This window comes from Streptomyces sp. NPDC088354, from assembly GCF_044753585.1.
GTDB lineage: Bacteria > Actinomycetota > Actinomycetes > Streptomycetales > Streptomycetaceae > Actinacidiphila.
Genome location: NZ_JBIVNJ010000040.1, coordinates 29,990 through 42,920 on the forward strand (window position 1 = coordinate 29,990; position 12,931 = coordinate 42,920).

Genomic DNA, 12,931 nt, shown 5'->3' on the forward strand with positions numbered 1-12,931 from the left:
GTCGCCGTTCAGTCCGTGAGCCGGGTGTCCAGCACCGTCTCCAGCCGGGCCTTGGGCTCCTCGGCCCGGGTCTGGTCCAGCCGCAGGCGCGCGGCGCGCCCCCGCAGGGTCAGTGTCATCAACTGGTTGCCGAACCAGGGGCCGCCGAGCCTGCTCCACGTCAGGGAGGTCGCGGGGGCGCGGCCGTGGCGGGTGAGGGCGCGGCCGAGGAGGCGGGCGGGCCGGGTCCACGCGAGACGGAAGGCGACGCGCATGAAGCCGGGGATCGTGTTGTGCACCGGCGAGCAGGTCAGTTGGAGGACCCGGGACCGCATGGGGGTGCCGGACCGGTGGGCCTCGGCGGTGTAGGCGTGGTGGACGTCGCCGGACAGGACACAGATCGTGGCGGGCGCCTCGGGGTGGTCGGCGGCGGCGGTGAGCAGCCCGGCCAGGTCGTCGAAGGAGTTGGGGAAGGCCGACCAGTGCTCCAGGTCGCCGGCCCGGCGCAGGCGTTCGCCGCGCCGGCTCCAGCGGTGGCCGCGGTTGCCGCGGACGAGGGCGGAGCTCCACGCCTCGACGTCGTGGACGGCGTGCGGGAGCAGCCAGGGCAGCGACGTGCCGATGAGCAGGTGGTCGAACGCCCCGTCGGGGTGGATCTGCCGGCGCAGCCAGTCGAGTTCGTCCGGGTCGAGCATGGCGCGGCGTTCCTCGGCCAGGACGCGGGCGGCGCGGGAGTCGACCATGAGCAGCCGGGTGCGGCCGAGGTCGCGGCGGTAGCTCCAGCGGTTGTGCGCGGGGTCGGCGTCGGAGCGGGCGGCGAAGGCGCGCAGCAGCTCGGTGCCGTCGTCCTCCGCCCGTATCGCCGCGAGGAGTTTGTCACCCGCGAGTTCGGCGGGGCTGAGGTTGCCCAGGTGCTGGTGCACCCAGTACGAGGCGAGGCCGCCGACGATGCGCTCGTTCCACCACGCGGTGTCGCGCATGTCGGCGCGCCAGCTGTGCGAGGTGTTCCAGTCGTCGATCACGTCGTGGTCGTCGAAGATCATGCAGCTGGGCACGGTGGACAGCAGCCAGCGGATGTCGGGATCGAGCCAGGACTCGTAGTAGAGGTGGGTGTATTCCTCGTAGTCGGCGACCTGGTCCCAGGGCGGTTCGCCCAGGTCGCGGCGCCGGGCGAGCCAGGCGCGGGTGGCGGCGGAGGTCTCGTCGGCGTAGATCTGGTCGCCGAGCAGGACGAGCAGACCGGGTCGGGGCGCGGTGCCCTCGGCTATGTGGTGGGCGAGGGTGTCGAGCGCGTCCGGTCCGATCGGGTCGGGCTCGTCGGGCGGCGGGGCGGCCCAGCGGCAGGAGCCGAACGCGACGCGGAGCTCGCCGTCCTCGCCGGCCGGGGTGTCGATGGTGCTGGGCGGATAGGAGGACCCGGCCAGGGGCCAGACCTCGCGGCCGTCGAGCAGCACCCGGTACGGGGTGCTGGCGCCGGGGCGCAGTCCGGTGACGGTCACGATGGCGTAGTGGTGCCCGGCGATCTGCCAGGTGCGTTCGCTGCCGGCGGAGCCGTCGTCGCAGCGGATCTCGGCGGTGGCGGGGCGGTCGGCCTCCAGCCAGACGGTCGCGGTGTCCTCGTCCACGTATCTGAGCAGCGGGCCCAGGCGCAGCTCTGCCATGCGGTCGGCCTTCCCTCCGTCGTCACTGGGTACGGACGTCGGAGGGAAGGCATGAGTTCCCGCTCGCGGTCCCGGCGGCCGGACGGTGGGGGGAGGACAGCCGGCCGCGGGGGTCAGCAGCCGCTGAGGACGCTGGTGAGCTTGTTCTTCTCGGCGGTGTCGACGGACAGGCCGTAGTAGTACTTCACCTGGACCCAGGCGCGGACGTAGGTGCAGGCGTAGGCGGTGCGCGACGGCATCCACGTGGCCGGGTCCTGGTCGCCCTTGGCCTGGTTCACGTTGTCGGTGACGGCGATGAGCTGCGGGCGGGTGAGGTCGTTGGCGAAGGACTGGCGGCGGGCGGTGGTCCACGCGGAGGCGCCGGAGTCCCAGGCCTCGGCGAGCGGCACGAGGTGGTCGATGTCCAGGTCGGAGGCGGCGGTCCAGGTGGCGCCGTCGTAGACCGAGTACCAACTGCCGCTGGTGGCCGAGCAGGAGGAGTTGGTGACCACGCCGCTGCCGTCGCGCTTGAGGACGGTCTCACGGGTGTCGCAGGCACCGCTGATGGTGATCCAGTGCGGGAAGAGGTCGCGGTCGTAGCCGGTGCGGTTCTCGGCGGCGACCTTGAGCGACGCCAGGTAGCTGCGGGCGGTGGCCGCGCTGACGGGCGTGGGGAGCGCGGCCTGGGCGGCGGGCCCGTTGAGGGTGCCGAGGGTGGCGAACAGGCTGGTGAGAGCAGCGAGCAGACCGAGGTATCGACGCGCGTAGACACCGGGGCGCGTGAAGGCGAGGCGTATCCGGGACATGGAGAACTCCCTGTGATGTGGGGGTGTTCGGCCGATGGAGCCGACGGCCATCCTTGTGTCGCTACGTTTCGTGGGGGCGTGCGGCAGGTAACAGCCTGCCGACATGAACACGTCATGTCGAGAGGTGCGGCACGAGCGATCCACCGCCGCCCCGATGTGGCGTCGGTCACACCACTCGCCGACCGGGGCCCGCGCCCTCCCCGCCCAACCCCCGCCCCGCTCACGCGTCTTGGCCCCGCTCCCCCGGTGGACGGCCCCGGCAGGCACGCCCGGGCAGCCGGTAGACTGGGAGCAGCAGAAGGGGAGTAGCTCCTCGCCGGACCGTCGACATACTGCCCGTCCGTCGCCCGTCCACCCGCCGGTGGAATGTGCTCACGCACAACGGATGACGGCCAGGCCGGCGCCCGGAGCCCGGTACACGCGTCATCGTCGCCCGCGAGGCACGGCGGCGGACCGGGCCAGCGAGACCTTCGGCCGCAGTGTCAGACGCTGCCGTGCCGAAGCGACCCCTTTCACGGAGTTCCTGGTGCGGCCCGAACTCAGAGGAACCAGTCCGTTGTTCAGCCTCACCGTCGCCGCCATCACCTTCGGCGTCATCTTCCTGGCCGAGTTGCCCGACAAGACCGCGCTGGCCGGTCTGATGCTCGGGACGCGCTACCGCGCCTCGTACGTCTTCTGCGGCGTGGCCGCGGCCTTCCTGGTCCACGTGGCACTGGCCATCGCCGCCGGCAGCGTGCTGACCCTGCTCCCCCACCGCTGGGTGCAGGGCGTGGTGGGCCTGCTCTTCCTCGCGGGCGCGGCCGTGCTGCTGTTCAAGAAGGACGAGGACGAGGAGGAGGTCAAGGCCCCGGCCGACCAGAGCTTCTGGAAGGTCTCCGGCGCCGGCTTCATGCTCATCCTGGTCGCCGAGTTCGGCGATCTCACGCAGATCATGACCGCCAACCTGGCCGCCCGCTACGACGACCCGGTCGCCGTCGGACTCGGCGCCGTGCTGGGACTGTGGGCCGTCGGCGCGATCGGCATCCTGGGCGGCCGCACCCTCATGAAGTACGTTCCCCTGCGGCTGATCACCAAGGTCGCGGCGGCCGTGATGCTGCTGCTGGCCGGCTTCAGCCTGTACGAGGCGTTCGCCGGCTGAGTCCCGGGCCCGCGCGCCTGTCGCGGATCAGTTCCCGGAGCGCTGCCCGGCCCCGGCCGCCCCCGCGGCCGGGGCGGGGAGGGCGACCCCGGTCAGGCGCTCGGCCTCGGCCCACAGGCGGGCGTTGACCGCAGGGTCCTGGGCCCGGCGGGTGATGCGGGCCGGGGCGGAGGGACCCACCAGACCGAAGCGCCCGCCCGGCCCGTAGTAGCCGCCGGCGACGGCGTCCGGACCGGTCGCCGCGTACAGCAGCGGCTCGGTACCGGGCTCGACGGCCTGCGAGGGCAGCAGCGCGTTGAGGGCGCGAAGGGCCGGGTTCGGCCGGTACGGCGTCTCGCGCCCCAGGCTCGCACCGGCGGTCTGCAGGTTGGTGCGGGTGTAACCGGGGTGCGCCGCGGTGCTCAGCAGGTGCCAGCCGCGCTCGGCTGCGAGGCGGGCGAGGTGGACACTCATGATCAGGTCGGCGAGCTTGGACTGGCCGTAGGAGAGGAACGGGTTGTAGCGGCGGCGCTCCCACTGCAGGTCGTCGAAGGCGATACGGCCGAAGTTGGCGGTGCCGCTGCTCATCGTCGCCACCCGGGGCGCGGGCGCGGCGAGCAGCGCGGGCAGCAACCGCACGGTGAGCGCGAAGGGGCCGAGGAAATTGCTGCCCATCTGCAGCTCGAAACCGTCCGCCGTGGTCATCCGGGTGGGCGGGGACATCACCCCGGCGTTGTTGACCAGCAGGTCCAGCGGGGTGCCGTCGGCCGCGATCGCGTCGGCGAACGCCTCGACGGAGGCCAGGTCGGCCAGATCGACCCGGCGCACCTCCAGCCGGGCGTGCGGGTGCCGGGCGAGGATCTCGGCGCGGGCCTGCTCGCCCTTGGCGGGCGTGCGCACGGCCAGGACGACCCGGGCACCGGCCTCGGCGAGACGGCGGGCGGCCTCCTTGCCGGTACCGCTGTTGGCTCCGGTGACGACGGCGAAGGTGCCGGTGCGGTCGGGGACGTCGTACATGGGAACTCCCGGGAGCGAGGACGGGCCGAGCATCAACAGACCGGTGGTCCGTTGAACGCGACGTTAGCAGACCCCCGGTCCGATAACAACAGACCGGTGGTCCGTAGATGGGGTCATGGCAGGCCCGGCCGCCGACCGACGCAGGGCGGTTCGATCACACGAGGCCGTTCGGCCGGACCGCTCCGTGCCGTGCGACCCGGCAGCACGCAGGCCACCGCACACGAACGCAAGGTCACCGCCGAGAGCGTGCGCTTGGCCACCGCGGCGGTCATGGTCACGGGCGCCATCCGGCCTGACGGCGCGCGCCATCGGGCCGGACGGTACGCCGGGGCCGCGACGCGGTCAGGCGGCCGGACGCCCGAACTCGCTCAGCGCGTCCTCGACGATCGCCTCCAGGCGGGCGTGGTGGGCGCCGCGCCAGTACAGCCGCTCGCACGCCGTGCAGCGCGCGAAGACGTCGTAACTGCGGCGCGTGCCCTGCTCCAGGTGGTCCAGGACGGCGTGCTTGTCGGCGTCCTCCAGTTCCCCGTTGCAGGCGGTGCAGCGCGTCCACGGCGCCAGTTCCGGGGCGAACCGGCTCAGCACGTCGCGCAGTTGCTCGTCGGGCCGGTCGCTGTAGACGTACGCGCCGGCCCACAGCTCGCGCCGCCGCAGCAGCCCGCGGTCCCGGGAGAGCAGCACGCGCCGCTCCGCGGCCGAGCGCCGCGCCAGCGCCGGGTCCCCGATGTCCTCGCTCTCGTACGCGGCGTCCACGCCCAGCAGCCGCAGCCGCCGCGCCAGGGTGCCCAGGTGCACGTCGAGCAGGAAGCGCAGCGGCGCTCCGGGCACCGCCTGCGGGCGGGTGACGGGGCACACGTCCACATGCTCCCCGGCGCGCGGCACGTGCGAGAACGGCGCCTCGCGGCCGTCGACCACGAGGCTGCCCACCTCGGTGAGGGGCACGCCCAGCGACTCCACCACATGTCCGAGCGAGGACACCCCGTCGGTGACCACGCTCGTCCGTCCCTCACGCCGCGGGGCCGCGGCGAAGAGCCGCAGCCCGGAGGCGAAACTGATCCCGATCTCCGGCCCGCTCACCCCGTCAGCATGTCACCGCGCCGGGCGGATCACACGCAGGTATTCCGGCCGCGTCTCGCCGGACGTCAGCCGATGCGCAGGACGAGACCGCCCTCCGGGGCGGTCTCGACGCGCACCTGCTCCAAGGAGTCCACGTGCACGGTGGGCGCGTGCGCGGCGGCACGCGGGCCGACGCCGACCACGCGCATGCCGGCGGCCTTGGCGGCGGCGATTCCGACCTCCGAGTCCTCGAAGACCACGCAGTCCTCCGGGCCGAAGCCGAGCTCCGCGGCGCCCTTGAGGAAGCCCTCGGGGTCCGGCTTGCTGGCGCTGACGCTCTCGGCGGTGATCATCACGTCGGGCAGCGGCAGCCGCGCGGCACCCATGCGGGCGCGGGCCAGGGCGTCGTCCGCCGAGGTGACCAGGGCGTGCGGCAGATCCCGCAGCGCGGCCATGAAGGCGGGGGCACCGGCGATCGGCACGACGCCGTCCACGTCGGCGGTCTCCTCGGCCAGCAGGCGCTTGTTGTCGGCGAAGTTCTCCGCCATGGGACGCTCCGGGAGGAGCACGGCCATCGTGGCGTAGCCCTGGCGGCCGTGGACCACCCGCATCACGGCGTCGCCCTCCAGGCCGTGCTCCGCGGCCCAGCGGCGCCAGCAGCGTTCGACGACCGCGTCGGAGTTCACCAGCGTCCCGTCCATGTCCAGCAGCAGCGCGCGGGCGGGGACGGCGGTGGACGACGACATGGGGGCTCCCTCGGAAGAACAGGACAAGTGGCCCGCCCGCCGGTCAGGGGAAACGGGCGGAACCACTTTGTTCCTACACGATACAAAACCGTGCGGGCATCGCGCCAGGGGGCCCCTCGCTCCGCGTCAGGTACGCGCCGGCAGGACCGCGTCCGCCGACATCTCCCACAGCCTCGCGGCCGCCTCCGGGTCCAGGGCGTGCGCCGCGACCCCGCCGTGCACACCCGGCCGGTGCGGCAGCGCCTCGTTGGCGTCCTCGAAGTAGCGGCCACCCACCCCGTCGAGCGCCGGCCAGGTCGCGACCAGGACGGACGTCGCCGCGCCCTGCTCGCGGGTCTTGAAGGTATAGCCCCCGTTCGCGACCGCGCCGTCCAGGGCCTCCTTGCTCATGTGGCGGCTCAGCCCCGTCTCCAGGATCGCGCCGGGGTGCACGGCGTTGACGGTGATCCCGTCGTCCGCCCAGCGCCGCTGCGCCTCGACGGCGAAGAGCGCGTTGGCCGTCTTGGAACGGGCGTACGCGACGGACGGGTCGTACGCCTGCCGCAGGAAGTGCGGATCCTCGAAGTCCACACCGGAGCGCAGGTGAGCGATGGAACTCAACGCGACCACCCGCGCGCCGCGGGCCGACGCCAGTGCCGGGTGGAGCCCGGTCGCCAGCGCGAAGTGGCCGTAGTGGTTGGTCGCGAACTGCAGCTCCCAGCCGGACGGCGTACGGGTCTCGGGAGTCATCATCACGCCCGCGTTGTTGACCAGCAGGTGCAGCGGCCCCGACCACGCGGAGGTGAACGCCGCGACCGACGGGAGGTCGGCCAGGTCCAGGTGCGCCACGTGCACCCGCGCGCCGGGGGCCGCCGACGCGCGGATGTCCTCCGCCGCCCGCTCGCCCGCCGCGGTGTCACGCACCGCCAGCGTCACCTCCGCGCCGGCCCCGGCCAGCGCGCGGGCGGTCTCGACGCCGATGCCGGAGGCTGCGCCCGTGACGACGGCACGGCGGCCGGTCAGGTCGACGCCGGCGACGACCTCGGCGGCGGTCGAACTGCCGTCGAAGGGCGTGGTGATACGGGGTGTTCCAGTCATGGGGGGTGCCTTTCCTCGATGCGCGAGGGGCGTCCTGCACGCCCCGGCGACGCTCTCCAGGCAACCAGGGGGTTCCTTGCGGTGGGCGCCGTAACGGGGCCCTGCCAGTTCCCCCTTGGCGCGGTTTTTCCCCGCCCGCCCGCCCTCCCCCAGCCCGGCGCGGTCAGTCACCCCGGCGCGCGTTTCGTGGGGGCCGGGTGCGGGGCCTCCGGGGCCGGCCATTCTGGACAGCACATTTAGGTGCCTCACGCACCCTCAACTGATCACCCCGGGTCATGCACCCACATATGCTCCACAGTCCAGAACACCCACCCTCCCCCAGCCTCCGGCCGGAGGTGCCCCCAACTCCCCCGCCCCCTCCGTAAGTTGTCGCGCCTGTCCCCGGAGGGTGGTGGAGACGGCACCGCGCTCGGGCCACCGTTGGCGCAACGCAGTCCGCGGGGCCCGCCATCGCGCGGCAAGCCGCGGGGGCAAGAGTGAGGCGACCGGGGTCACCCGGACCGCTTCATCCCCCCCACCGGCGCGGACCGCGGGGCCAGCCCATCTCGCGGCAAGCCGAAAGGGCGGAGTCAGGCAACCACGGTCACCCCGGACCGCCTCCATACCCCCCACCGGGGATCAGGCGCGACAGCTCACGGAGGGGGCGGGGTCGGAGGGGTGGATGTTCTGGACGCTGCGGGATATTTGTGCGCACCATCCGGGCAGGGACGGGATGAGCAGGTGCTGGAAACGCGCGTAAATATCCCAGTCCAGGACGTGCAGCCCCGGAGGCCCCGACCCCGGCCCCTACGACACGCGCGCCGGGGCGCGTGACTTCACAGGGCACACGGGCGGGAGGGCGGGAAAAAACTACACGCGGTCCACGGACTGGAACAGGCCATACGTGAAGTGGGCGATCCGCGTCCCCCCGTCAAGGGGATCCGTGAACGCCAGCCGCCACCGCGTCGGCGCATCCCCCTCGAGCGGCGTCGCCGGCGAGAACGCGTGCGCCAGTTCGTCGACCGTGCAGGACCACGGTTCGATCTCGTCGGCCGTCGCGGGCCGCGGGCCCGTCTCCCCCGGGGCGCGCACCAGCCACTCGTTCCAGACCGCGCCGCCGCCGGGCGCGCACAGCACCTCGAAGCGGAGCGTCGGCCAGAGCGGCACGGGCCACAGGGAGGCGGGGCAGAGCAGGTCGCCGACGCGGCGCTGGGCGACGGCTTCGGGCGCGCCGAGCACGGCGCGGTAGCGCCGCTCGCCGCGCGGGAAGCCGCGGGCGTGGCCCCAGGCCTGCCAGCGGCGGTTGGCCTCCCGCATGTCGGTGCGGCTCACGCCGAGCGTGCGCAGCGCCTCCTCGACCAGCTCGGGCCGGTGGTCGGCCATCCGGCGCAGCAGCACGAGCTGGAAGCCCACCGGTCCGAAGTCGTCGATCGCCACGGGACAGATCCTGCCAGCCCCGCACGCCGGGAGGCGCGGCGGGGCTACGCGGTCGCCTCCTCCAGGGCCTTGCGGGTGTTCGGGCCGTAGACACCGTCAGGGTCGCCCGTGACGTGGTGGAAGTACTGGAAGCGGGAGACCGCGCGGCTCACGCCCTGGTCGTACTGGCCGTCGGAGTCGCGGTAGTACAGGCCGGCCTTGCGGAGGCGGTCCTGGAGCTCGACGACCTCGGGTCCGCTGTCGCCGGGCCGGAGCGTGGCGGGGGCGGCGGGGGGCGCGCTGGTGGGGGGCTTGGACGTCGCGGCGGTGGGCGGGGCGGACACGGAGGCGGGGGCGGAGGCCGGGGCGTGCGACGCGGACGGTGTCGCGGTGACGCCCGGGTAGTAGGCGGTGGCCGAGCTCAGCCCCTTGCCCGAGGCCAGGGTGGACGGGCGCTCGCTCGGGGAGGCGGACGCCGACGGGCTGGCCGCGGCGGTCGGCCGGGCGCTCGGCGGCAGTTCGAGCGCGGGCTCGGAGGCGCCGCGGTCCGGGACGGCCTCGGTGCGGTCCGGGACCCGCGTCAGGTGCGCGGTCAGCAGGACGGCACCGACCGCGAGGACGACCGCGGCACCCGCGGCGCCCGCGATCACCGCGGCGCGGCGCGGCCCGGCGGCCCGGCGGCGACGGGCCCGCCCGGCGGGAGCGGCCGCGGCGGTCCCGGCAGCGCCCACCGGTATGTACGGTTCCACTTCGCGCGAGGCCCGCGAGACCGGCACGGGCAGCCGGTCGGCGGACGAGACCGTGCCGAGGTCGATGAAGTCGACGTCCGCCGCGGCGGCTTCCTGGTCGGCGTCGCGCAGCGCCCTGGGCAGTGGTGCCGGCTCCCCGCCGGGCTCGCCGGGATCGGGCCCCGGAACGTACGGCCGCACGCGCAGCGACTCGTACTCGTACTCGTCCTCCGGAGATCCCGGCCCCTGCGACGCCACCGGCGCCCCCTCCCGACGTCCCGACAGTGGCAGTGATTATGCAGACAGGCCGCCACGGCCGCGCAGCCGCCTCCGGCTCCGCCGGTCGTACAAACCGCGCGCATGATGTGGAATGGGTGTGAATCTTCGTGAAGAAGTGACGGGCAGGCGGTACCGGGCACCCCGGTGCCCGAGCGGAGCGACATGGCGCGGGACGACATCGAGGACACCAAGGCCACCGGGGAACCGGCCCCGGCCGGCCCCGTCGAGATCGGCGACCGGCGGGCCGTGCGCCTGGCCATCGGCGCGCTCGCCCTCGGCCTGCTGCTGGCCGCCCTGGACCAGACGATCGTGTCCACGGCGCTGCCCACCATCGTCAGCGACCTCAGCGGGCTGGACCATCTGTCCTGGGTGGTGACCGCCTACCTGCTGGCGTCGACCGCGGCGACCCCCTTGTGGGGCAAGCTCGGTGACATGTACGGCCGGAAGAAGCTCTTCCAGGCCGTCATCGTGATCTTCCTGATCGGCTCGGCGCTGTGCGGCCTGTCCCGCAGCATGGGCGAGCTGATCACCTTCCGCGCGCTGCAGGGCCTGGGCGGCGGCGGCCTGATCGCGCTGTCGATGGCGATCGTCGGCGACATCGTCCCGCCCCGTGAACGCGGGCGCTACCAGGGCGTCTTCGGCGCGGTGTTCGGCGCCAGCAGCGTGCTCGGGCCGCTGCTCGGCGGACTGTTCGTGGACACCCTCAGCTGGCGCTGGGTGTTCTACGTCAACCTGCCGATCGGCCTGGTCGCGCTCGCCGTGATCGCCACCGTGCTGCACATCCCGGTCCGCCGCACCTCGCACCGCATCGACTACTGGGGCATGGCGGTGGTGGCGGCCGCCGCGACCTGCCTGGTGCTGGTGACCTCGCTGGGCGGCACCACCTGGGCCTGGGACTCGTGGCGGATCATCGGGCTCGCCGTGCTCGGCGTGCTGCTCGTCGCGGTGTTCGTGGCTGTCGAGCGGCAGGCGCAGGAACCGGTGCTGCCGCCGCGGCTGTTCCGGATCCGCACCTTCTGGCTCTGCTCGGTGATCTCCTTCGTCGTCGGCTTCGCCATGTTCGGCGCGCTGACCTTCCTGCCGACCTTCCTCCAGGTCGTGCACGGCTACTCGCCGACCTGGTCCGGTGTGCACATGATCCCGATGGTGGTCGGCATGCTGGTGGCCTCCACGGGCTCCGGCCAGATCGTCTCGCGCACCGGGCACTACAAGGTCTTCCCGATCTGCGGGACCGCCGTCACCATCGTCGGGCTGTTCCTGCTGCACCGGCTCGACGAGTACACCGAGGTCTGGGTGCTGAGCACCTTCCTGCTGGTGTTCGGGCTGGGGCTGGGCCTGGTGATGCAGGTGCTGATCCTCGCCGTGCAGAACGCCGTCGGCTACGAGGACCTGGGCACCGCGACCTCGGGCGCGACCTTCTTCCGCTCCATCGGCGCGTCGTTCGGCGTCTCCATCTTCGGCACGATCTTCACCACCAGCCTGGCCCGCGGGATCACCGACGCGCTCTCCGGCCGTACGCTGCCGCCCGGCTTCGACCCCGCGGTCGTGCAGGCCGACCCGCGCGGGGTCTCCGCGCTCCCGGCCGACCTGCGCGGGCCGGTGCTGCACGCGTACTCCACCGCCATCACCGGTGTCTTCCTGTGGGCGGTGCCGGTGTGCGCGGTCGCCTTCGTGCTGGCCTGGTTCCTCAAGGAGGAGCCGCTGCGGCGGTCGGTCACCGTGCCCGACGCCAGCGAGACCATCGGCACCAATCCCGTGAGCCGTTCCTCGCTCGACGAGATCGCCCGCTGCCTGAGCGTTCTCGGCGGCCGCCAGGCCGGCCGCGACCTGTACATCCGCATCATCCGGCTGGCCGGGCTCGACCTGCACCCCGCCTCCGGCTGGCTGCTGCTCTACCTGGCCCGGGCCCGCAGCGCCGACCCCGCGGACCTGGCGCGCCAGACGACCGTCCCGGCGGAGGTCATCGACCGCGCCGCCCGCGAGGTCGAGGAGCGCGGGTACGCGGTGCGCGAGGGCGACCCGCTGGTCCTCACCGAACGGGGCCAGGAGGTCGCCGCGCTGCTGACGGAGGCCCGCCGCAAGCTCCTCGCCGACCTGCTCGGCGACTGGGACCCCGAACGCCACGAGGACCTGGCGGCCCTGCTCACCCGGCTGACCGGCGAGCTGTGCGGCCAGGACCAGGACCGCCCCGGGCACGGCCCGGACCGGGCCGCGTAGCTACCCGCCGTTCGCGAAGCCGGCCAGCGCGGCGAAGTCGCTCCCGCGCAGGCCGATCCGGGGATCGACGTGGTGCAGCAGCGCCGGCGAGGGGTGGTGGGCGGCCACGTACGCCGTGTCCGCCGGGCTCTGCTCGTCGTCCACCCAGGCGAACGGGCGTCCGGCGGCGTGCGCCACGAGCGTCGCCGTCTTCCAGTGCACGAGGTCCGGCCGGTGGGCGAACAGCACGTCGGTGAAGTCGACGTACGGCAGCCGGGGCAGCCCGAGGACCGGGCCGATCCAGGTGTTCGCCTCCGCCATCCACGTGGTCGCCCAGCACAGTTCGTAGCCGAGGGCGAGCAGCGCGGGGCCGTGCGCCGGGTTGAGCCACACCCGCAGCGGCCCCGTCGCCACGCCGACCGGGGGCACGCGCAGCGTCGTGTACCCGTCCGGCCGGCGGGTCGGCTTCGCCGCGTACGGGTTGAGCGGCCCGTCCACGTCCAGGTAGAGCAGCGGCCGGACCGACGACGCGCTCACCGGCTCACGCCCGCCCGGCGCCCTTCAGGCCTGCTTGGGGGCGGCCTGCTGGACGACCTCGAAGGACCACAGCGTCGAACCGGTCGCCGCGGGCTGCGGGCGGCCCTCGCCGCCGCCCTGGTGGGCCTCGCGCATGGAGCCGGACATCCAGTTCTTGAAGTCCTCCTCACTGCGCCAGCGCGTGTAGACCAGGTACTGGTCGGTGCCCTCCAGGGGGCGCAGGAGCTCGAACCACTCGAAGCCGTCGGAGTTCTCCACGGCGCCGGCGCGGGCGGCGAAGCGCTTCTCCAGGACCTCGCGCTGCTCCGCCGGGACGGTCAGGGCGTTGATCTTCACGATGCTCATGTCCCCATCGTGC

12 protein-coding genes are annotated in these 12,931 nt (G+C 73.6%); 2 read left to right on the forward strand and 10 right to left on the reverse strand.

Annotated elements, in window-relative coordinates:
* Positions 1 to 8 precede the first annotated feature (8 nt).
* Positions 9 to 1,640, reverse strand: a complete 1,632-nt coding sequence (locus tag ACIP98_RS35270) for an alkaline phosphatase D family protein (RefSeq protein WP_401980104.1) — start codon at positions 1,638 to 1,640, stop codon at positions 9 to 11.
* A gap of 113 nt (positions 1,641 to 1,753) precedes the next feature.
* The gene (locus tag ACIP98_RS35275; protein ID WP_319662565.1) at positions 1,754 to 2,425 is read right to left on the reverse strand and encodes an HNH endonuclease family protein; all 672 of its coding nucleotides are present in this window, start codon (positions 2,423 to 2,425) and stop codon (positions 1,754 to 1,756) included.
* Positions 2,426 to 2,981: 556 nt separating this feature from the next.
* Between ACIP98_RS35275 and ACIP98_RS35280 the strand changes: the two genes are divergently transcribed.
* Positions 2,982 to 3,563 (forward strand): TMEM165/GDT1 family protein, encoded by a 582-nt coding sequence (locus ACIP98_RS35280; protein WP_319662566.1) that lies wholly within the window; start codon positions 2,982 to 2,984, stop codon positions 3,561 to 3,563.
* Positions 3,564 to 3,590: 27 nt separating this feature from the next.
* Here ACIP98_RS35280 and ACIP98_RS35285 read toward each other — a convergent pair whose 3' ends face one another.
* The 6 genes from ACIP98_RS35285 to ACIP98_RS35310 form a co-directional block, all read right to left on the reverse strand.
* Entirely contained in the window at positions 3,591 to 4,559 is a 969-nt protein-coding gene (locus tag ACIP98_RS35285; RefSeq protein WP_401980108.1) for an SDR family oxidoreductase, read from the reverse strand.
* Between the two features lie 342 nt (positions 4,560 to 4,901).
* Entirely contained in the window at positions 4,902 to 5,636 is a 735-nt protein-coding gene (locus ACIP98_RS35290) for a Mut7-C RNAse domain-containing protein (protein ID WP_319662568.1), read from the reverse strand.
* A gap of 65 nt (positions 5,637 to 5,701) precedes the next feature.
* Positions 5,702 to 6,361, reverse strand: a complete 660-nt coding sequence (locus tag ACIP98_RS35295) for an HAD-IA family hydrolase (protein WP_319662569.1) — start codon at positions 6,359 to 6,361, stop codon at positions 5,702 to 5,704.
* A gap of 126 nt (positions 6,362 to 6,487) precedes the next feature.
* A complete protein-coding gene (locus tag ACIP98_RS35300) occupies positions 6,488 to 7,438 on the reverse strand; it encodes an SDR family NAD(P)-dependent oxidoreductase (RefSeq protein ID WP_319662570.1) in 951 nt (316 codons plus the stop codon).
* A gap of 849 nt (positions 7,439 to 8,287) precedes the next feature.
* Positions 8,288 to 8,800, reverse strand: a complete 513-nt coding sequence (locus ACIP98_RS35305; RefSeq protein WP_401980137.1) for a hypothetical protein — start codon at positions 8,798 to 8,800, stop codon at positions 8,288 to 8,290.
* Positions 8,801 to 8,898: 98 nt separating this feature from the next.
* Positions 8,899 to 9,819 (reverse strand): peptidoglycan-binding domain-containing protein, encoded by a 921-nt coding sequence (locus tag ACIP98_RS35310; protein ID WP_319662571.1) that lies wholly within the window; start codon positions 9,817 to 9,819, stop codon positions 8,899 to 8,901.
* Positions 9,820 to 10,002: 183 nt separating this feature from the next.
* On the opposite strand from ACIP98_RS35310, the gene ACIP98_RS35315 reads away from it, so the two are divergent.
* Positions 10,003 to 12,057 carry an MFS transporter gene (locus ACIP98_RS35315; protein ID WP_401980112.1) on the forward strand — a complete coding sequence of 685 codons (2,055 nt, stop codon included), beginning with the start codon at positions 10,003 to 10,005 and terminating at the stop codon, positions 12,055 to 12,057.
* On the opposite strand, the gene ACIP98_RS35320 is transcribed toward ACIP98_RS35315, so the two are convergent.
* Both ACIP98_RS35320 and ACIP98_RS35325 read right to left on the reverse strand, forming a co-directional pair.
* Complete coding sequence (locus ACIP98_RS35320; protein ID WP_401980115.1) at positions 12,058 to 12,573, reverse strand: hypothetical protein; 516 nt, start codon at positions 12,571 to 12,573, stop codon at positions 12,058 to 12,060.
* A gap of 24 nt (positions 12,574 to 12,597) precedes the next feature.
* A complete protein-coding gene (locus tag ACIP98_RS35325; RefSeq protein WP_319662573.1) occupies positions 12,598 to 12,918 on the reverse strand; it encodes an antibiotic biosynthesis monooxygenase in 321 nt (106 codons plus the stop codon).
* Positions 12,919 to 12,931: the final 13 nt, after the last annotated feature.